Source organism: Actinoplanes sp. NPDC089786 (assembly GCF_040684855.1).
Taxonomy (GTDB): Bacteria; Actinomycetota; Actinomycetes; order Mycobacteriales; family Micromonosporaceae; genus Actinoplanes.
On the sequence record NZ_JBFBGU010000049.1, the window covers coordinates 1 to 21,387 of the forward strand.

A 21,387-nucleotide genomic window follows, 5' to 3' on the forward strand; every position below is an offset into this window, starting at 1 on the left:
ACCGACTCGCCCTGGCTGAGGCCGGCGAGGTCGACCAGTCCGTAGTAGGCGGTGGCGAAGGCGACCGGGATGGATGCCGCCGTGGTGTACGACCAGTGCTCCGGGATGGTGGCCAGCAGCCGGCGCTGGGTGACCGCGACCGGGCCGAAACCGCCCTCGACCAAGCCGAAGACACGGTCACCGGGGGACAGGTCGTCCACCCCGGGGCCGGTTTCCAGGACGATGCCGGCGGCTTCACCACCCGCCAACCGGTTGTCGTCGACCATACCCAGCGCCACGACAACGTCGCGGAAGTTCAACCCCGCGGCGCGGACGGCGATGCGGACCTCACCGGTTTGCAGGGGTCGTTGCGGAACCGCGGTGAGGGTGAGGTCTTGCAGGGTGCCGCTTCGGGGTAGTTGCAGCTGCCAGGTCTCGGTGTCGGGGATGGTCAGCGGGCCGGGGTGTGCGCGGGTGAGGCGTGGTGCTTCCCATCGGCCGTCGGTGACTCGCAGTCGGGGTTCGTCGAGCCCGGTGGCTGTGTTCAGGTGTGCCGGGTCGAGGGGGTCGTCGCTTTCCACCAGGACGAACCGGCCCGGGTGTTCGGACTGCGCGGACCGGATCAGGCCCGATACCGCCGCGGAGGCCAATCCGGTCCCGGTGTGTACGACCACGGTGCTGTCCGAGGCGAGCCCGTCTTTGATCGCCTGCAGGGTTCGGGTGGTCAGGGCACGAGCCTCGGTCAGCGGGTCGCCACCGTCGGGGTGTGCGGTGAACACCACCACGTCGGATGCGGGCACGCCCTCCGGGGCCGAGACTTCGGTCCAGGTCAGGGTGAACAGGTCGTCGGACTCCCCGGCGACCGGCCGGGTGGTCAGCGCCCCGATGGTGGCGACAGGTCGGCCCGTGTCGTCGGCCAGCCGGATGGTGAAGCCGTCCTGCTGGGGGGTGACCGCGGCGCGCAGCATGGTCGGGCCGGTGGTGGTGTGGACCCGCACCTGGTTCCAGGAGAACGGCAGCCGCACTTCCCGCTGGGTTTCCGGGGCGTGGAGCATGCAGGCGTGCAGGGCGGCATCGAGCAGGGCGGGGTGCACGGCGTAGTGGGTGGCGTCCTGGGCTTGGGCTTCGGCGAGGCTGATGTCGGCGTAGATGGTGTTGTGGTGGCGCCATGCGGCTTGCAGGCCTTGGAAGGCGGGTCCGTAGTGGTAGCCGTCGGCGGTCAGCCGGGGGTAGAAGTCGGTGACGTCGATCGGCTCGGCCTCGGCCGGCGGCCAGACGACGGCATCGGGCGGGACGGCTGTGGGCGGGGAGGTGCTGATGGTGGCGGTGGCGTGTCGGGTCCAGTCGCTGCTGCCGTCCGTCTTCGAGTGGACGGTGACTGTGTCGCCGGCGACCGACACGGAGAGTTGCACGCTTCCGGTGGCCGGGAGCACGAGTGGTGTCTCGATGACGAGTTCATCGATGACATCGCGGCCGACCTCGGCGGCGGTGCGAGTGACGAGTTCGACGAAGGCGGTGCCGGGCAGCAGGATGTTGCCGCGGATCTGGTGGTCGGCCAGCCAGGGGTGGGTGGCCAGCGAGACCCGCCCGGTGAGCACGACGCCGTCGGTGCCCGGGAGCTCGACGAGGGTGTCGAGCAGGGGATGCCGCAGCCCGCCGTCGGAGACGGTCGCCGCGCTGATCCAGTAGCGGTGGTGTTGGAACGGGTAGGTCGGGAGGTCGAGGGTCCGCCGGCCGGTGTCGCCGATGAGGTGCGGCCAGTCGACGTTCACGCCGTGGACGTGGGCTTCGGCGAGCGCGGTGTGCATTCGGGTGATGGTTCCGTCGTCACGGCGCAGGGTGGCGACGGTGACCGCGTCGTCCATGGCCGGTAGCAGCACCGGGCTGGCGCTGACCTCGACGAACACGGTCTCACCCAGCGCCTGCAAGGCTTCCACCGCTGTGTGGAAGCCGACCGGTTGACGCAGGTTGCGGTACCAGTAGTCCCGATCGAGCGGCCCGTCGACCCACGCTCCGTCGACAGTTGAGAACCACGGCACAGTCGGGGCGTGCGAGCCGATACCGGCGGTGATGTCGAGCAGTTCGGTCTGGATCTGTTCGACGTGTGGGGTGTGGGAGGCGTAGTCCACCGCGATCTTCCGGACCCGGTCGCCCAGCATCTGTTCCACCGCGTCCGGATCACCGGCGATCACCGTCGACGCAGGCCCGTTGTACGCGGCAATCCAAACCCCATCAGCGAGGACGATCTGATCAGCGGGCAACGTCACCGAAGCCATCGCCCCCTGACCCGCCAACCGCTGGCCGATCAGACGACTGCGCAACGCCACAACCCGGGCGGCGTCTTGCAGCGAGATCGCACCCGCGACACACGCCGCGGCGATCTCCCCCTGGGAATGGCCGACGACCGCATCCGGATGCACCCCGGCGGCCTGCCACACCGCAGCCAGCGACACCATCACCGCCCAACACGCCGGCTGCACCACATCAACCCGATCGACGACGGCCGGATCGTCCAGAACCGCGAACAAGTCCCAGTCGACGAACTCGCTCAACGCCGCCGCGCACTCGGTCATCCGTTCGGCGAACACCACCGACGACTCCCGCAACGCCAAGCCCATACCGAGCCACTGCCAGCCCTGACCCGGGAACACGAACACCACCCGCGGATCCGCCAACGCCGTGCCGCTAACCGTGTTATCGCCCAGCAGCACAGCACGGTGCTCGAACAGCGACCGTGTCACCGCCAGGGTGGCGGCCACCGCCGACACATCGACCCCGGGGGTGGTCAGGTAGGCGCGCAGCCGGTTCTCGTAGTCGGCCAACGCCCCCGGCGTCTTGGCGGAGATGACCAGCGGCGTGGGTTCGTGTGCCGGCTCGTGAGGGGTGGCTGGGGGTTGGTTGGGTGGGCTTTCGAGGATGACATGAGCGTTCGTTCCACTGACCCCGAAGGCGGACACTGCTGCCCGGCGCGGGCGGCCGGTGTCCGGCCACGACTGGTTCTCGGTCACCAGCCGCACGGCGCCGGCGGTCCAGTCGACGTGCCGTGAGGGCTCATCGACATGCAGGGTTCGCGGTACTACCCCGTGCTGTAGGGCCATGACCATTTTGATGACACCGGAGACACCGGCGGCGGCCTGGGTGTGACCGACGTTCGACTTCAGTGATCCGAGCAGCAGCGGCCGCTCACGGTCCTGGCCGTAGCTGGCGATGACTGCTTGGGCCTCGATGGGGTCGCCCAGGGTGGTGCCGGTGCCGTGGGCCTCGACCACGTCGACCTCGCGGGGTGCCAGGCCCGCGTTACTGAGTGCGGCTTGGATGACGCGTTGCTGGGAGGGCCCGTTGGGCGCGGTGAGGCCGTTGGAGGCGCCGTCCTGGTTGACCGCCGAGCTACGGACGACGGCCAGGACCCGGTGACCTTTCGCTTGGGCTTCGGAGAGGCGCTCGACGAGGAGCACGCCGACGCCTTCGGACCAGCCCGTACCGTCGGCCGCGTCGGCGAAGGCCTTGCACCGGCCGTCAGCGGCCAGGCCGCGCTGGCGGGAGAACTCGACGAAGATGTCGGGTGTGGCCATCACGGTGACGCCGCCGACCAGGGCCATCGAGCACTCGCCCTGACGCAGCGCATGCCCGGCCTGGTGCAGCGCGACCAGCGACGATGAGCACGCGGTGTCGACGGTGATCGCGGGGCCTTCGAGGCCGAAGAAGTACGACACCCGGCCGGACAGCACACTCGTGGCGCCGGAGGTGGCACCGAAGCCCGCCAGATCGGCGCCGATGCCGTACCCGCCGGAGTAGGCGCCCATGAATACCCCGGTGTCGCTGCCCCGAACGGTTCCCGGCTCGATGCCGGCCCGTTCGAAGGCTTCCCATGATGCTTCGAGGATCAGCCGTTGCTGCGGGTCCATGGCGAGGGCTTCGCGGGGGCTGATGCCGAAGAACGCGGCGTCGAAGTCGGCTGCGGTGTGCAGGAAGCCGCCGTGCTGGGAGTGTGAGGTGTCGGTGACGTCCGGCCAGCCCCGGTCGGTGGGGAAGGGTGCGATGGCGTCGGTGCCCGATTCGACCAGGCGCCACAGGTCTTCCGGTGAGGAGACCCCGCCGGGGAGTCGGCAGGCCATGCCCACGATGGCGAGCGGCTCGTTGGGGGCCGCGGTGGTTGTGGGTCGGCGGGCGGGGGTTGACGCTGTGCCGGTGAGTAGCTCGCCCAGGCGGGTGGCGAGGGTGGCGGGGGTGGGGTAGTCGAACACCAGGGTGGCGGGTAGCCGTAGGCCGGTGGTTGTGGCCAGGCTGTTGCGCAGTTCGACTGCGGTCAGTGAGTCGATGCCGAGGTCTTTGAACGAGCCTGTGACGGGGATGGCGTCGGTGTAGCCCAGCACCGCAGCTGCGCTGTCGCGGACGGTCTTGAGCAGGGCTTGTTCGCGTTCGGCGGGGGTCAGGTCGGGGTCGACGGCTGGTGCGCGGCGGGCGGTGGGGCGGTGTATCGAGCGCAGCAGTGCGGGTATCTCGGCGTCGACCGTCGGGTTCATGGGTGCGGCGACCAGGAGCGGCTCGTCGTGGCCGGTCGCGGTGTCGAACAGGTGCAGGCCCTGCTCGACGGTGATCGGGCGTATTCCGTTGCGGCGGAGCCGGTCGCGGGTGGTGTCGGTGAGCTGGGCGGTCATACCGCTGGTCTGTTCCCACATGCCCCAGGCCAACGACAGTCCGGGCAGGCCCTGTGCACGGCGTTGTTCGGCCAGGGCATCCACGAAGGCGTTGGCGGCCGCGTAGTTGCTTTGGCCCGGGGAGCCGAGCACTGCGGCGGCGGACGAGTACATGATGAACGCGGCGAGGTTGCTGTCTTGGGTGAGTTCGTGCAGGTGCCAGGCGCCATCAGCTTTCGGTCGCAGGACGGTGTCGAGGCGGTGCGGGGTCTGTGATTCGATGACGCCGTCGTCGACCACCCCGGCGGTGTGGATCACAGCAGTCAAGGGATGTTCCGGTGGCACCTGCGCGAGTGCGTGGGCCAGGGCGGCCCGGTCCGACACATCGCATGAGATGGCGTCGACGTGGGCGTCCAGCTCCTCGATGCCGGCCGGGGTGGTGCGGGACAGCAGCAGGAGACGGCGCACACCACGCTTGGTCACCAGATGGCGGGCGAGGATGCCGGCGAGTCCGCCGGACGCGCCGGTGATCAGCACTGTGCCGTCGGGATCCCAGGCTGTCTGGGACGGCCCGGCGGTGACCCGGGTCAATCGGGGTGCTTCCCACCGGCCGTTGAGGTATCGCAGTCGTGGTTCGTCCAGGCCGACGGTCTTGGCCAGTTGCTGCGGGTCGAGCGAGCCGTCGCTTTCCACCAGGACGAATCGGCCGGGATGTTCTGATTGGGCGGAGCGGACCAGGCCGGATACCGTGGCCGAGGCCAGCCCGGTTCCGGTGTGCACGATCAGGGTGTGGTCGGCGGTCAGCGCGTCGTGGATGGCCTGCAAAGTCTGGGTGGTCAGACGGCGGGCCTGCGCCAACGGGTCATCGGCGCCGTCCGGACGGGCAGTGAAGACCACCGCATCGGGGATCGGCGACTCTTCAGGGGTCGGCACCTCGGTCCAGGTCACGGTGAACAGGTCGTCGTCGGCGGTCGCGGTAGGTGCGAACACGGGGATGGCACCCGGCGTGACGGTCGAGGCGGACAGGACGGCCCGGCCGGTGCCGTCGGTGGCGCCGATGGTCAGGGTGCCGTCGCCGTTCGAGGTGACCCGGACCCGTAGCTCGGTGGCGTTGCCCGCGTGCAGGCTCAGGTTCCGCCAGCCGGCGGCGGCATCATCGCCGGCGAGGCTGAGGGCGGCGGTCAGCAGCGCCGGGTGTAAGGCGTATCGGACGGGGTCCTCGCTGTCGTCCAGGGCGACGTCGGCGAAAAGGTCTTTGCCGCGACGCCATGCCGACCGTACCGCCGGCCCGGTTGTCTCGATCGGTGTCGCCGTGCCGGGAGGCCAGTCGTCCTCGTGGTGTCCGGCGGCGGGCGTGGCGCCGGTCAGGTGGGCGGTGACCAGCCGGGTCCAGGGTTGGTTGTCGGCGTAGCGGGCGTGGATGGTGAGCCGGCCGTCGCTGATCCAGGTCTGCATCCGCAGGGCGCGGTCGTCGAGGAGGGCGGGCAGCAGCTCTACGGTGAGTTCCTCGACCTGGGTGTGTCCGGTCTCGTCGGCGGCGGCCAGGGCCATTTCGGCGAAGGCGGCCGGGGGCAGGGTGCTCTGGTCCCGCAGCCACGGTTCGTTGCGACGCGACACCGTCGAGGTGAACAGCACCCCATCCGACTCGGCCAGCTCTACCGGCAATCCCAGCAGTGGATGGCCCGCGCCGGTGGGCCCGGCGGCGCTGTCGATCCAGTACCGCTGACGCTGGAACGCGTAGGTCGGCAGGTCCAGCACCCGCTGCCCGGACGTCAACGGCCAGTCGACGTTCACGCCGCGCACATGCAGCTCGGCCAAGGCGGTGAGCGCGGCCCGTGGTTCGTCGTCACGGTCGAGCGTCGCGATGCCGTCGATGAGCCGGGCGAGGCTGCGGTCGGGCCCGAGTTCGACAAAGATCGCGCCGTCATGGGCGGCGACCTGGTCACCGAATCGGACTGTCTCGCGGACCTGCCGTACCCAGTACTCGGGCCCGTCCCCGACGGTCATCGGGATCCGGGGGGTCTGGTAGGTGAGCTGTTCGGCGACGGCCTGGTACTCGTCGAGCATGGGTTCCATCCGGGCCGAGTGGAACGCGTGACTGGTGGCCAGGCGCTTCCACCGGCCACCCAGCGCGGCCGCCGCGTGCAACACCGCCTCTTCATCACCGGAGAGCACCACCGAGGACGGGCCGTTGACCGCGGCGATCTCCACCCCATCGGTCAGCACCGCCCGGGCCTGCTGCGCGGACACCGGGACAGCGACCATGGCCCCGCCGGGCGGCAAGGCCTGCATCAACCGGGCGCGGGCCGACACCAGCGTGCAGGCATCCTCCAACGACCAGATCCCGGACACATAACCAGCCGCCAGCTCACCAACGCTGTGCCCGATCAACGCATCCGGCCGTACCCCCCAAGACTCGAAAAGGCCGAACAACGCGACCTGCAACGCGAACAACGACGGCTGCGCGAAACCCGTGTCATCCACATCCAGATCCGGGACGTCGAGCAGGTCCCACACCTGCTGGCGGATCTTCGCGAAGACCGGGAAGGCAGCCGCCAGCTCGTCACCCATACCGGCGCGTTGCGAACCTTGGCCGGAGAACACGAACACCACGCGAGGGTTTGGCTGTGCCGTTCCCCTGATGGTGTCGTCGCCGAGCAGAACCGCGCGGTGCTCGAACAACGACCTCGTCTCGGCCAGCGTCGACGCCACCGCCGAAAGATTGCTTTCAGCGGTCAGGTAGGCGCGCAGCCGGTCCTCGAGCTGCGACAGCGCGGCCGGCGTCTTGGCCGAGATCATCAGCGGCACCAGCTCCGAGGGCTGTCCTGGGTGTACCGGCTCTTCGGGTACGCCTTCGAGGATGATGTGGGCGTTGGTGCCGCTCACCCCGAATGACGACACAGCCGCGCGGCGTGGCCGTCCCATGTCCGGCCAGGGCTGGTTCTCGGTGGCCAGCCGCACGGCGCCGGCGGTCCAGTCGACGTGCTCGGTCGGCTCGTCCACGTGCAAGGTGCGCGGCACGACCCCGTGCTGCAGGGCCATGACCATCTTGATGACACCGGAGACACCGGCGGCGGCCTGGGTGTGGCCGACGTTGGACTTGATCGAGCCGAGCAGCACCGGTTCGTCGCGGCCCTGGCCGTAGGTGGCGATCACGGCCTGGGCCTCGATCGGGTCGCCGAGCCGGGTACCGGTGCCGTGGGCCTCGACCACATCGATCTCGTGCGGCGCCAGGTCGGCGTTGGCCAGGGCGGCTTGGATCACCCGCTGCTGGGAAGGGCCGTTGGGTGCGGTCAGGCCGTTGGAGGCGCCGTCCTGGTTGACCGCGGACCCCCGTACCACCGCGAGCACCTGGTGGCCTTTGGCGCGGGCGTCGGAGAGGCGCTCGACCACGAGCACGCCGACGCCTTCGGACCAGCTCGTGCCGTCGGCGGTGTCCGCGAACGCCTTGCAGCGGCCGTCGGCGGCCAGTCCGCGTTGCCGGGAGAACTCCACGAAACCGAACGGTGTGGCCATCACCGTGACGCCGCCGACCAGCGCCAGGGAGCACTCGCGCCGCCGCAGCGCGTGACCGGCCTGGTGCAGGGCGACGAGGGACGACGAGCACGCGGTGTCGACGGTGACCGCGGGACCTTCCAGGCCGAAGAAGTACGAGACCCGGCCGGACACCACGCTCACCGCGCCCGCGGTGACGCCGAGGCCGGGAATGTCGGCGCCGATGCCGTAGCCGCCGGAGTAGGCGCCCATGAACACCCCGGTGTCGCTGCCACGCACCGATCCCGGCTCGATGCCGGCTCGTTCGAAGGCTTCCCAGGACGCCTCCAGCACCAGCCGCTGCTGCGGATCCATGGCGAGGGCCTCACGCGGGCTGATTCCGAAGAACGTGGCGTCGAAATCGGCCACCGCGTCGAGAAAACCGCCTTCCACCGAGTACGACTTGCCCGGCGCATCGGGGTCGGGGTCGAACAGTCCCTCGACGTCCCAGCCGCGATCATCGGGGAACCGGGAGATCGCGTCCGTGCCCGACTCGACCAGCCGCCACAGATCCTCCGGGGAGGTGACCCCGCCGGGCAGCCGGCACGCCATGCCCACGATGGCCAGCGGTTCGGTGCCGGCCGCCGTGACCGCCTGCAGCTTGGCGCGGGTCGTGTGCAGCTCGGCCGTCGTCCAGCGTAGATATTCGACGACTTTGTCCTGGTCGGGCATGGCCCTAGCTCCTCGCGTGGCGGATTGCTGCGGATGCCTCGGATACGCGTATCGAGGGGGTGCTGGAGACCACGCGCAGAGCCGACTCCACCGCGGCGAGCAGACCCCGGATCGTGGCCGGATCGAACAGGGATCCGTCGAAGGCGACAGTGCCGTGCAGGGCGCTGTCGTCGTCGAAGAGCCAGATCGCGATCTCGCCCTCCGGGAGCGCGAGGTTGGTGTCGACCGTCCAGAAACGCTCGCTGGCGACGCCCGGGATGACGAGGTCGGCGGCCAGCGAGCTGATCAGCTGGAACTGCACCAGCGGCGGCGGAAGGCCGGGTGTGGTGGCCTGCATCGCGGCGTACGGGAGGTCCTGGTGAGCATGCGCGCCCAGCATCGCCGCCTGGACGCGCCGCAGGACGTCGTGGAACGTCGGATCGTCGGAGAGGCCGACCCGTAGCGCGGCGATCTTCGCGAAGAAGCCGATCAGGTTGTCGGTCTCGGGCCGGCCGCGGTTGGCGAACGGCGTGGTCACCAGGATGTCGTCCCGGCCGGAGAGGCCCGACGCGGCGACCATGAACGCGCCCAGCATGGTCTCGTACAAGGTGACGCCTTGGGCCCGCGCGATCCCGCGTGCCGCCGAGGTCACCTCGGGTGAGATCGTCCAGGCGAGCGAGCCCCCGGTCGCCGCCGCGACCTTCCGGGGCCGGTCGGTGGGCAGGTCCAGGGCGACCGCGCCGGCGAGGTGCTGACGCCAGTGCTTCTCGTGGTCCGCGCGCACGGATCCGGACAGCAGATCGTGCTCCCACTGGGCGAAGTCGGTGTACGTCGTGGGCACGTCCGGCAGCGCGGCCGGGGGACCGCCGGCGAGTTCGGTGTAGAGGGCCGAGAATTCGCGGACGAGGATGTCGAAGGACCAGCCGTCGCCGGCGACGTGGTGCAGAACCAGCAGCAGGATGTGGTCGTCCTCGGTCAGCCGCACCAGCACGGCCCGGAGCAGAACGCCGTCGACCAGATCGAAGGGACGCTCGAGGTGATCGCGGACGAGGCCGGCGGCCGTGGCCTCCCGCGTGGCCGTGTCGCTGCCGGTCAGGTCGATACGGTGCGCCGTCACCGGTGCGGGTTCCCGGACGACCTGCTGGAGTCCCTGGCCGTCGTCCCGGAAGCCGGTCCGCAGGGGTTCGTGCCGCGCGACGATGCGGGTCAGCGCGACGTCGACAGCGGCGTGGTCGACGTGGCCCCGCAGCCGGAATCCGTACGGGCAGACGGGAAAGACCCGCTGCTCGAGCAGTGAGTCGTGGCTGGTGAGCATCTGCTGCTGGGCCAGCGAGATCGGGGCCGGCGTGGTGCGCGAACGCGGCACGATCGGGGGCACGTCACCGGCCGGCAGGGAGCCGAGCGCCTCGGCGATCCGGGCCGGTGTCCGCTCGTCGAACAGCGTACGCAACGGCAGGTCGCGGCCGAGGACGGCGCGGATGCGCGACACGACGCGGGAGGCGAGCAGGGAATGGCCGCCGAGAGCGAAGAAGTCGTCGTGCACGCCCACGTCCCGCACGTCGAGCACGTCCGCGTAGATCCCGCAGACGGTGGCCTCCGTCTCGTCGCGCGGAGCGACCGGGGTGGACGAGGCCGTCGACCACGTCTCCGGGGCGGGTAGCGCCCGCCGATCGGTCTTTCCGCTGGTCGTCAGCGGCAGCTCGGCCAGGAGCAGGAACGCGGACGGCACCATGTAGGAGGGCAGCAACGCCTCGACGTGCTCGCGCAGCTCGACCGCGAGCTTCCCGGCGTTCTCCGCGCTCACCACGTAGGCGACCAGCCGCTTCTCGCCGCGGTCGTCGTCCCGGACGGCGACCGCGGCCCGGGTGACGGCGGCGTGGCCGGCCAGCACCGCCTCGATCTCGCCGAGCTCGACGCGGATGCCGCGAATCTTGACCTGGTTGTCGATCCGGCCGAGGAAGTCGAGGTTCCCGTCGGGCCGCCGCCGGGCGAGGTCGCCGGAGAGGTACATCCGCCGCTCGGCGCCGGTTCCCTCGGTGATGAACCGCTGCTCGGTCAGTTCCGGCCGGGCCAGGTACCCACGGGCGAGGCCGATCCCGGAGATGCAGATCTGCCCGGGTACGCCGTCGGGAACCGGGCGCAGCGCGTCGTCGAGCAGGTGAATGCGCGTGTTGTCGATCGGCTTCCCGATCGGGGCGGTGGCCGGCCAGCTCGCGACGTCCTCGGGCAGCGTGTAGCCGGTCACCAGCTGGGTCTCCGCCGGGCCGTAGTGGTTGTGCACGCGCAGCCGGGGGCGGTGCCGGCACACCTCGCGCAGCTTGCCGTCCAGGACGAGCGGCTCGCCGCCCTGGCAGAGGTGCCGCAGCGTCGACAGGCCACTGCCGTACGGGTCGACGTGCTCGAGCAGGGCGCGCAGCACCGTGGTCGGCGCGTAGACCCGGGTGATCCGGCTGTCGTCGATCCACCGGGCCAGCCGGGCGGGATCGAGCCGGACGTCGTCGGGGGGAATGACCAACGTGCCGCCGAGAAGCGCGGAGAAGATCTCCTGAACGGAGTAGTCGAAGGTCGCGGTGATGAACTGGGCGGTGCGGCTGTTCTCCTCGCGGCCCATCGTGTGTTCCTGCCACAGCAGCAGATTGACGACGCAGATGCCCGGCATGAGGACGGCCTTGGGACGGCCGGTGGACCCGGAGGTGTAGATCGCGTACGCCAGGCTGTCCCGGTCCAGCACCACCTCGGGCGCGGTGTCGGGCTGGTCGTCCAGGCCCGGATCATCCGGGTGGACGACGTCGCGGACCTCCGAGAACCGGGATCGGAAGCTGCGCTGGGTGACCACCACGCCGATGCCGGCGTCGTCGAGAACGAAGCGGGTGCGTTCGAGGGGGTGTTCGGGATCGAGGGGTACGTAGGCCGCGCCCGCCTTGAGGATGGCGAGGATGCCCACGATCAGGTCGGCGCCGCGGTCGATGCAGAGACCCACGAGGGCGCCGGACCGTACGCCTCTGGCCCGCACCAGGTGCGCGAGTCTGTTGGCCCGCCGACCGAGTTCGGCATAGGTCAGAGACTCCCGTTCGTCGACGACGGCGATCGCCTCCGGCGTCCGGTCCGCCGCCGATTCCAGCAATTCCGGCAACGAATGAACCGGCAGGACACGATCCGTTTCATTCGATTCCACCCGGGGCAGTCCGATGCCGGAACCGGGCCGGAGGGAAATCGTGGAAATCGGATTGTCCGGGTGGGCGACCGCGCCCCGGAGGACCGCCGTCACCTGATTCAGCACATGTTTCATGCTGCTTTCGTCGAACAGTTCCCGGCGGTACCAGACATGGCCGGTCAGAATGTCGGCGGCAGCATCCTCGAAGACATGAAACTCCAGGTCCATCCGGGTGAAGAACTGATTCGTGTCGAACGGTTCGGCCGTGACACCCGGAAGCGTGACCGGGTTCGGCAACTGCGGCAACAGCTGGAAGAGCACCTGCACGACCGGGTTGATCGACAGGTCTCGCCGCGGTGCGATCCGCTCGACGAGCAGGTCGAACGGCAGATCGGCGTACGCCAGCGCCGCCGTGGTGTTCGCCCTGGTGCGCAGGAGCAGCTCACGGAAGCTGGGATCGCCGGACAGGTCGCCGCGCAGCACCACGGTGTTGACGAACATGCCGACCAGCCCCTCCACCTCCGCGCGGTTGCGGTTGGCGATCGGGGTGCCGACCAGGACGTCGTCGCTGCGCGTGTGGCGTGACAGCACCACCTGGAAGGCCGCCAGCAGCGTCATGAACAGCGTGGCGCCCGTCGACCGGCTCAGGGTCCGGGCCGCGGCCACCAGCTCCGTCGGCGGGGACCAGGGAACCATGCCGGCATCCGAACCGCCGCGGGCCGGTCGCGGCCGGTCGGTCGGCAGCCCGAGCACCGTCGGGGCGTCCCGGAGGTTCTCCTGCCAGAAGGACAGCCGCTTCTCCAGCTCGGCGCCGGACAGTTCCCGCCGTTCCCACTGGGCGAAGTCGGCATACTGCACGGCGAGTTCGGGCAGATCGGCCGGCGTGCCGCGCAGCAGGGCGGCGTACTGGGCCGACAACTCGATCTGCAGGACGGCCAGGGACCAGCCGTCGCCGGCCACATGATGCACCGTGAGAGCCAGCACGTGATCGTCCTCCGCGAGCCGCACCAGCAGGGCTCTCAGCACCGGACCGGCGTGCAGGTCGAAGGGCTCCGCTGTCTCGCGCCGGACCAGCTCGGCGGCGTGGGTCTCGTCCGCGGCGTCGAGCCGACGCAGGCGCACCGTCCCGGCGGGCCGGATCCGCTGGCGCGGCTCGCCGTCCTCCGCGTCGAAGACGGTCCGCAGCGCCTCGTGCCGGCCGACGACCAGGTCGAGCGCCCATTCCAGGACTGTGCGGTCGAGGGCGCCCCGGAGCCGGTGGACCAGCGGCAGGTTGTAGGCGTTGCTCCCGGGCGCGAGCTGCTGCATGAGCCACAGACGTTGCTGCGCGAAGGACGCCGGCAGCGGTCCGGTCCGATCCGCGGGCGGGATGCTGTTCCGCACGGGCCGACGGCGCTGCCGCTCCGCCCGCGAAAGCGCGAATCTCGATTTATCTGGCCTGGGGTGGGGACTATTAGAAGCCATTCACCTCTCCGGATTCCTTGCATCCCGAATATCAGGAGACACCGGGGTCGCAGCCGACGCAACCCCCTAGTCCGGCCTGCTCAGCCGGGCCTAGGGGGGTGATCAACCTAGGGGGTCGCGCGGTATGGCGAACGCCGAAGCGCGCCTGCTATCGTCCGAATCGGATCGTGGATAGCGCATTTCGCCGAAAGGTGTTTCCATGTCACGCGCGGATTTGTTAAAGCCTCTTCATAACTTGCTTCGCGCGAATGCGGAACGTTATGGCAACAAGATGGCGTACATCGATGCGCGGCGCGGGGTGACGCATGCCGGTCTGCAGACGCGGACCGGACGGCTCGCCGGGCACCTGGCGGATATCGGCGCCGGCCGGGGCGATCGGGTCGCCATTCTGCTGGGCAACCGCGTCGAGACGATCGAGAGCTACCTGGCGATCGCCCGGGCCGCCGCGATCGCCGTACCGCTCAACCCGGAAGCGGCCGAGGCCGAGATCGCGCATTTCCTCTCCGACAGTGGCGCCGTGGTCGTCATCACCGATGCCGCCCATCTGGGCAACGTGCGCCGGGTCGCCCCCACTGTGGCGGTCGTCCTGGTCGGTGCCGAACCCCCTTCCCCCGAGATCCGGTCCTTCGCCGACCTGGCCGCCGCCGAACCGAGCACCCCGGCCCGCGACGACCTGGGGCTCGACGAGGCCGCCTGGATGCTCTACACCTCCGGTACCACCGGCACCCCGAAAGGTGTCGTGTCCACCCAGGGCAGCGGGCTGTGGTCGGCGGCGTGGTGCGACGTGCCCGCGTGGGAGCTGACCGAGAACGACGTGCTGCTCTGGCCCGCGCCGCTGTTCCACAGCCTCGCCCTGCACCTGTGTCTCCTGGCCGCCACCGCCGTCGGGGCGACCGCGCGGATCCTGAGCACGTTCGTCGCCGAGGAGGTGCTCGACGAGCTCGAGAAACATCCATGCACCGTGCTGGTCGGCGTACCCACGATGTTCCGCTACCTGCTCGGTGCCGCCGGCGGCTCCGGACGCCGTACCTCCGCCCTGCGCATGGGCCTGGTCGCCGGCTCCGTCGCGCCGGCCTCGCTCATCGAGGGCTTCGCCGAGGTCTTCGGGGTGCCGCTGCTCGACACCTACGGCTGCACCGAGACCACCGGCTCGCTCACCGTGAACGCGCTCAGCGGGCCGCGGGTTCCCGGCTCGTGCGGCGTCGCCGTCCCCGGTCTTACGCTGCGCTTCGTCGACCCGGTCACCGGCGCCGACGTGGCCGACGGCGACGAGGGCGAGCTGTGGGCGCAAGGACCCAGTCTGATGATCGGCTACCACGGGCAGCCGGACGCCACCCGAGAGGTGCTCACGGACGGCTGGTACCGCACGGGCGACCTGGCCCGGCGCAGCGGGACCGGGCACGTGACCATCACCGGGCGGATCAAGGAACTGATCATCCGCGGTGGCGAGAACATCCACCCGCACGAGATCGAGAGCGTGGCGCTCGAGGTGGCGGGGGTGAAGGACGCGGCGGCCGCGGGCCGGATCCACCCCGTGCTGGGTGAGGTCCCGGTCCTGTACGTCGTGCCGGACGACGACCTGGACACCGACGAGGTGTTCGCGGCGTGCCGCGAGCGGCTGTCGTACTTCAAGGTGCCCGAGGAGCTCTACCGGGTCGATGCCGTGCCGCGCACCGCGTCCGGCAAGGTGCGGCGGACTCTCCTCACCGAGATGCCGGCCGAGTTGCTGGCGGCGGCCAGCGGCACCGACGCCCTGCACCGGCTGGAATGGATACCCCTCGACGCGCCGCGACCGGCCACCTTGGACGGTCAGATGGTCGTCCGGGTCGACGCTCTGCCGGCCGACGGAACCGATCTGGCCGGTGCGGTCAGCGACCTCGCACGGTCGTGGCTGACCAACAAGCGGCGTACCCGATCGGCGCTCGTCCTGGTGACCCGCCTGGCCGTCGGCATCGGGCCGGCCGACCTCCCGGAGCCGGCGCACGCGGCGGCCTGGGACGCGATCCGCCAGATGCAGGTCGAGCACCCCGGCGCCTTCGTCCTCATCGATCTCGACGGTGCGGACCCGGGCGACGCCCCGCTGTCGGCTCTCGCCGAGCTCGGCGAGCCATTGGTCGCGCTCCGCGACGGCAAGCCGCTCGTCCCCCGCCTGACCCGCCCCGCCGCTCCCGGAGACGGCACGCTCACCCTTCCCGCGGACGGCCCGTGGACGCTCGAACAGTCCCCGAGTGGCACGCTGCGGGACCTCGCCCTGGTGAGCTCCGACATCGCCACCCGCGCTCTCGAGCCCCATGAGGTACGGGTGGACGTCCGCGCCGCGGGCCTGAATTTCCGCGACGTCCTGATCGCGCTGGGAACGTATCCCGGCGGCGGTGTGATGGGCGGAGAGGCCGCCGGCGTGGTGCTCGAGGTCGGCTCCGCAGTGCCGGACCTGGCCCCCGGCGATCGGGTGTTCGGCCTCGTCGCCGGCGCGTTCGGGCCGGTCGCCATCACCGATCACCGGCTGCTGGGCTCGATGCCCGGCGACTGGTCGTTCGCCACCGCGGCGTCCGTGCCGATCGTTTTCGCCACCGCGTACTACGGCCTGGTGGACCTCGCCGGACTCGGCCGGGGCGAATCGGTGCTGATCCACGCCGCCGCGGGCGGGGTGGGCATGGCGGCCACCCAGATCGCCCGGCATCTCGGCGCGGAGATCTACGCCACCGCGAGCATCGGCAAACAGCATGTCCTGCGGCAGGCCGGTCTGCCCGACGCCAGGATCGCCGACTCGCGCACCACCGCCTTTCGCGACACCTTCGCCGGAGAGAGCGGCATCGACGTCGTTCTGAACTCGCTCAGCGGCGACTTCGTCGATGCCTCGCTCGACGTGCTGGCCGACGGCGGCCGGTTCCTGGAGATGGGCAAGACCGACATCCGCAGCGACCTTGACGTCTTCTATCGTGCGTTCGATCTGCTGGACGCCGGCCCCGACCGGTTAGGGGAGATCCTGGCCGAACTGCTCGCGCTGTTCCGACGTGGCGACCTGCGGCCGCTGCCGCTGCTCGCCTGGGACATCCGGCAGGCTCGCGAGGCGTTCAGCTGGATGAGCCGGGCCCGCCACATCGGCAAGATGGTCCTCACCGTTCCCCAGCGGATCGACCCCGGCGGGACCGTGCTGATCACGGGCGGTTCCGCCGCGGAGAAGCGGGTCGTGACCCGGCACCTGGCCGAGCAAGGCGTCGGGGCCGACACGGCGGTCTGCGACCTGACCGACGCGGCCACGCTGGCGCGGGTGCTGGCCGATGTGCCGCCGGAACGCCCGCTGACCGCGGTGATCCACCTCGGTGGCCCGGCCGTCGCCGCCGAGAGCCGGCAGCTGCACCTGCTCACCGGACACCTCGACCCTGCCGCGTTCGTCGTCTTCAGTCAGAACGCACCCGCCTCCGCCGAGGCCCTCGCCCGGAGCCGCCGCGCCCAAGGCCTCCCCGCCACGACGATCGCCTGGGGACTGCCCGAGGCCGATCCGGTGACGGTCACCGGACACCTGCTGATCAGTGCGATGGCCGCCGCCGGCTCAGCGCACATCGTCATGCGGGTGAACACCGTAGGTCTGCGCGCCCTGGCCGCGGCCGGCGCGCTTCCGCCCATCCTCCGGAACCTGACCGGCGCGCCCGCCAAGGAACAACCGGACCGGGCCGGCCGGTCCGCGGCGATGCTCGACACGATCCGCGACGGCGTCACGGACGTACTGGGACTCTCCAGCGCCGATCGCTTTGTTCCCGACCGGACCTTCCGCGAGATGGGCGTCGACTCGCTCACCGCGGTGGAGTTGCGCAACAGCCTGGCCAAGGCGACCGGACTGCGGCTGCCGGCCACCATGGTGTTCGACTACCCGACCCCCGCCGCCCTGGCCGCCCGGCTGGACGAACTGCGCACCGGTCAGCTGCCGGCGCCGGCCCGCGGTCCGGCATCGGCGGTGGGTCAGGACGAGCCGCTGGCGATCCTGGGCATGGCGTGCCGGCTCCCCGGTGGGGTGTCCTCGCCGGAAGACCTGTGGCGGCTGGTCGAGTCGGGCACCGACGCGATCGCGCCGTTTCCCACCGATCGGGGGTGGGATGTCGAGGGTCTGTTCGATCCGGATCCGGATGCGGCCGGTAAGTCGTATTGCGTGCGGGGTGGCTTCCTCGACGGGGTGGCCGATTTCGACGCGTCGTTCTTCGGGATCAGCCCGCGTGAGGCCCTCGCGATGGACCCGCAGCAGCGGCTGATCCTCGAAGCGTCGTGGGAGGTGTTCGAGCGGGCCGGGATCGAGCCGGGGTCCGTACGCGGCAGCGACACCGGCGTGTTCATGGGTGCCTTCTCCGGCGGGTACGGCGCCGACGTCGAGGGGTTCGGCGCCACCGCGGGGGCCGGCAGCGTGCTCTCCGGCCGGGTGTCGTACTTCTTCGGCCTCGAAGGCCCCGCGATCACCGTCGACACCGCGTGCTCATCGTCGCTCGTCGCGCTGCACCAGGCCGGCTACTCCCTGCGCCAGGGCGAATGCTCGCTGGCCTTGGTGGGCGGGGTCACCGTGATGGCGAAACCGCAGAGCTTCGTGGAATTCTCCCGCCAGCGCGGCCTGGCCGCTGACGGCCGGTGCAAGGCCTTCGCCGACACCGCGGACGGTACGGGCTGGTCCGAGGGCGTCGGCGTGCTCCTCGTCGAGCGCCTCTCCGACGCCGAGCGCAAGGGTCACCGGGTCTTGGCGGTCGTGCGTAGCTCGGCGGTTAATCAGGACGGCGCGTCCAACGGCCTGTCGGCGCCGAATGGTCCGTCTCAGCAGCGGGTGATCCGCCAGGCACTGGCCAACGCGCGATTGACGGCCGCCGAGGTGGACGTGGTCGAGGCGCACGGCACGGGTACGACCCTGGGCGACCCGATCGAGGCCCAGGCGCTGATCGCCACCTACGGCCAGGACCGTGAGCGGCCGCTGCTGCTCGGGTCGCTGAAGTCGAACGTCGGTCACACCCAGGCCGCCGCCGGTGTCTCCGGTGTCATCAAAATGGTGATGGCCCTGCAGCACGGGGTGGTGCCGCGAACCCTGCATGTGGATGAGCCGTCACGGCACGTCGACTGGACCGCCGGCGCCGTGGAGCTGGTCACCGAGAACCAACCCTGGCCAGAGACCGATCGGCCCCGGCGAGCCGGTGTCTCTTCCTTCGGCGTCAGTGGCACCAACGCCCACGTCATCCTCGAAAGCCCACCCGCCCAGCCCTCAGCCGCCGCCCCGCAACCGCCATCGGCCGAGGTGATGCCGCTGGTCTTCTCCGCGAAGACGCCGGGGGCGTTGGCCGACTACGAGAACCGGCTGCGCGCCTACCTGACCGCCGCCCCTGGGGTGGATGTTTCGGCGGTGGCCGCCACGTTGGCGGTGACGCGGTCGTTGTTCGAGCACCGTGCTGTGCTGCTGGGCGATAACACGGTTAGCGGCACGGCGTTGGCGGATCCGCGGGTGGTGTTCGTGTTCCCGGGTCAGGGCTGGCAGTGGCTCGGTATGGGCTTGGCGTTGCGGGAGTCGTCGGTGGTGTTCGCCGAACGGATGACCGAGTGTGCGGCGGCGTTGAGCGAGTTCGTCGACTGGGACTTGTTCGCGGTTCTGGACGATCCGGCCGTCGTCGATCGGGTTGATGTGGTGCAGCCGGCGTGTTGGGCGGTGATGGTGTCGCTGGCTGCGGTGTGGCAGGCCGCCGGGGTGCATCCGGATGCGGTCGTCGGCCATTCCCAGGGGGAGATCGCCGCGGCGTGTGTCGCGGGTGCGATCTCGCTGCAAGACGCCGCCCGGGTTGTGGCGTTGCGCAGTCATGTGATCGGCCAGCGGTTGGCGGGTCAGGGGGCGATGGCTTCGGTGACGTTGCCCGCTGATCAGATCGTCCTCGCTGATGGGGTTTGGATTGCCGCGTACAACGGGCCTGCGTCGACGGTGATCGCCGGTGATCCGGACGCGGTGGAACAGATGCTGGGCGACCGGGTCCGGAAGATCGCGGTGGACTACGCCTCGCACACCCCACACGTCGAACAGATCCAGACCGAACTGCTCGACATCACCGCTGGCATCGGCTCGCACGCCCCGACTGTGCCGTGGTTCTCAACTGTCGACGGAGCGTGGGTCGACGGGCCGCTCGATCGGGACTACTGGTACCGCAACCTGCGTCAACCGGTCGGCTTCCACACAGCGGTGGAAGCCTTGCAGGCGCTGGGTGAGACCGTGTTCGTCGAGGTCAGCGCCAGCCCGGTGCTGCTACCGGCGATGGACGACGCGGTCACCGTCGCCACCCTGCGCCGTGACGACGGAACCATCACCCGAATGCACACCGCGCTCGCCGAGGCCCACGTCCTGGGTGTGAACGTCGACTGGCCGCACGTCATCGGCGACACCGGCCGGCGGACCCTCGACCTCCCGACGTATGCGTTTCAGCGTCAGCGGTACTGGGGCGATGCGACTCGGCCGGTGGGCGACGTGTCGGGGGCTGGGCTCGGCGCGGTGCGGCATCCGCTGCTGGGCGCGGTGGTCGCGGTCCCTGACACCGACGGTGTGCTGCTCACCGGGCGGCTGTCGCTGGCCACCCACCCGTGGCTGGCCGATCACGGGGTCCGCGGCAGTGTGTTGTTCCCCGGCACCGGATTCGTGGAGCTGGTGACCCGGGCCGCCGCCGAGGTGGGCCGTGACCTGGTCGACGAGTTGGTGATCCACACGCCGCTGGTGCTGCCGGCCACCGGCGACGTGCAACTGTCGGTGTCGGTCACCGGGGACGCGGTCACCGTCTACTCGAGGGCGGACGACGCCGACGGCTGGACCCGGCACGTCACCGCCACGATCAACGCCTCCCGGCCCGGTGCGGCCGGGGCGAGCCTGGGGATCTGGCCCCCGGCTCAGGCACAGCCGGTGGACGTGGCCGGCTTCTACGACCGGATGGCCGGGATCGGGTACGAGTACGGGCCCGCGTTCCAAGGCCTGCAAGCCGCATGGCGTCACGGGGACACCGTGTACGCCGAGGTCGCCCTCGATGAGCAGGACGCGCCCGAGGCGGCTCGATTCGGGGTGCATCCCGCGCTGCTGGACGCCGCCTTGCACACATGCATGCTGCACGCGACCGACGGCGAACCACCGGAGGTGCGGCTCCCGTTCTCCTGGAACAGTGTCCAGGTCCACGCCACCGGGGCATCGGCGCTGCGCGTTGCGGTGACCCCCACGACCGGCGGCTGGAGCGTGCGGGTCGCCGACGACACCGGCCGGCCCGTCGCCACCATCGGCTCGCTGGTCACCCGACCGGCCACCATCGAGTCCGACGATCTGCTCACCGTGACCTGGACCGAGATCCCCGTCGCGGACGGCGCGCCCACCGGCGACGTGGTGGTCTTCACCGCACGCCCCGGCCACGACGACCCACTGACCGAAGCTCGTGCCCTGACCACCCGCACCCTGCACGCGATCCAAGCCGAGCTGGCCACCGACACCACGTTGATCGTGCACACCGGGACCGGGCCGGCCTCGGCGGCGGTGTCCGGCTTGGTCCGGTCGGCGCAGTCGGAGCACCCGGGCCGGTTCGTCCTGGTGGAGAGCGACGAACCCCTTGACCCGGAGCGACTGGCCGCGGTGGCCGGGCTGGACGAACCTCGGATACGGGTCGGCGGCGGCCGGTGGGAGGCGCCGCGGCTGACCCGGACCACTGAGCCGTTGGCCGTTCCGGAGAGCGGCGGATGGCTGTTGCAGCATCCCGGCACCGGCACCTTGCAGGATCTGGCCCTGATGCCCACCGATGTCGCGGATCGGCCCCTGCGGCCGGGTGATGTCCGTATCGCCGTCAGGGCAGCCGGTCTGAACTTCCGGGATGTTGTGGTGGCGCTGGGGATGGTTGATGACACCCGGTTGGCTGGTGGTGAGGCTGCCGGTGTTGTTGTGGAGGTCGGGTCTGGTGTGCCTGGGTTGGTTCCGGGTGATCGGGTGTTCGG

The 21,387-nt window shown here is 70.5% G+C and carries 3 protein-coding genes; 1 reads left to right on the plus strand and 2 read right to left on the minus strand.

Features of this window, described 5'->3' with window-relative positions; all coding sequences use genetic code 11:
* Both AB0O15_RS46985 and AB0O15_RS46990 read right to left on the minus strand, forming a co-directional pair.
* Positions 1–8,822 (minus strand): SDR family NAD(P)-dependent oxidoreductase (locus AB0O15_RS46985; RefSeq protein WP_364334405.1); only part of this gene is annotated, 8,822 nt, incomplete at its 3' end.
* A gap of 4 nt (positions 8,823–8,826) precedes the next feature.
* Positions 8,827–13,338 carry an amino acid adenylation domain-containing protein gene (locus AB0O15_RS46990; RefSeq protein WP_364334408.1) on the minus strand — a complete coding sequence of 1,504 codons (4,512 nt, stop codon included), beginning with the start codon at positions 13,336–13,338 and terminating at the stop codon, positions 8,827–8,829.
* A gap of 352 nt (positions 13,339–13,690) precedes the next feature.
* On the opposite strand from AB0O15_RS46990, the gene AB0O15_RS46995 reads away from it, so the two are divergent.
* Positions 13,691–21,387: beta-ketoacyl synthase N-terminal-like domain-containing protein (locus tag AB0O15_RS46995; protein WP_364334411.1), on the plus strand; the 7,697-nt coding region annotated here is incomplete at its 3' end.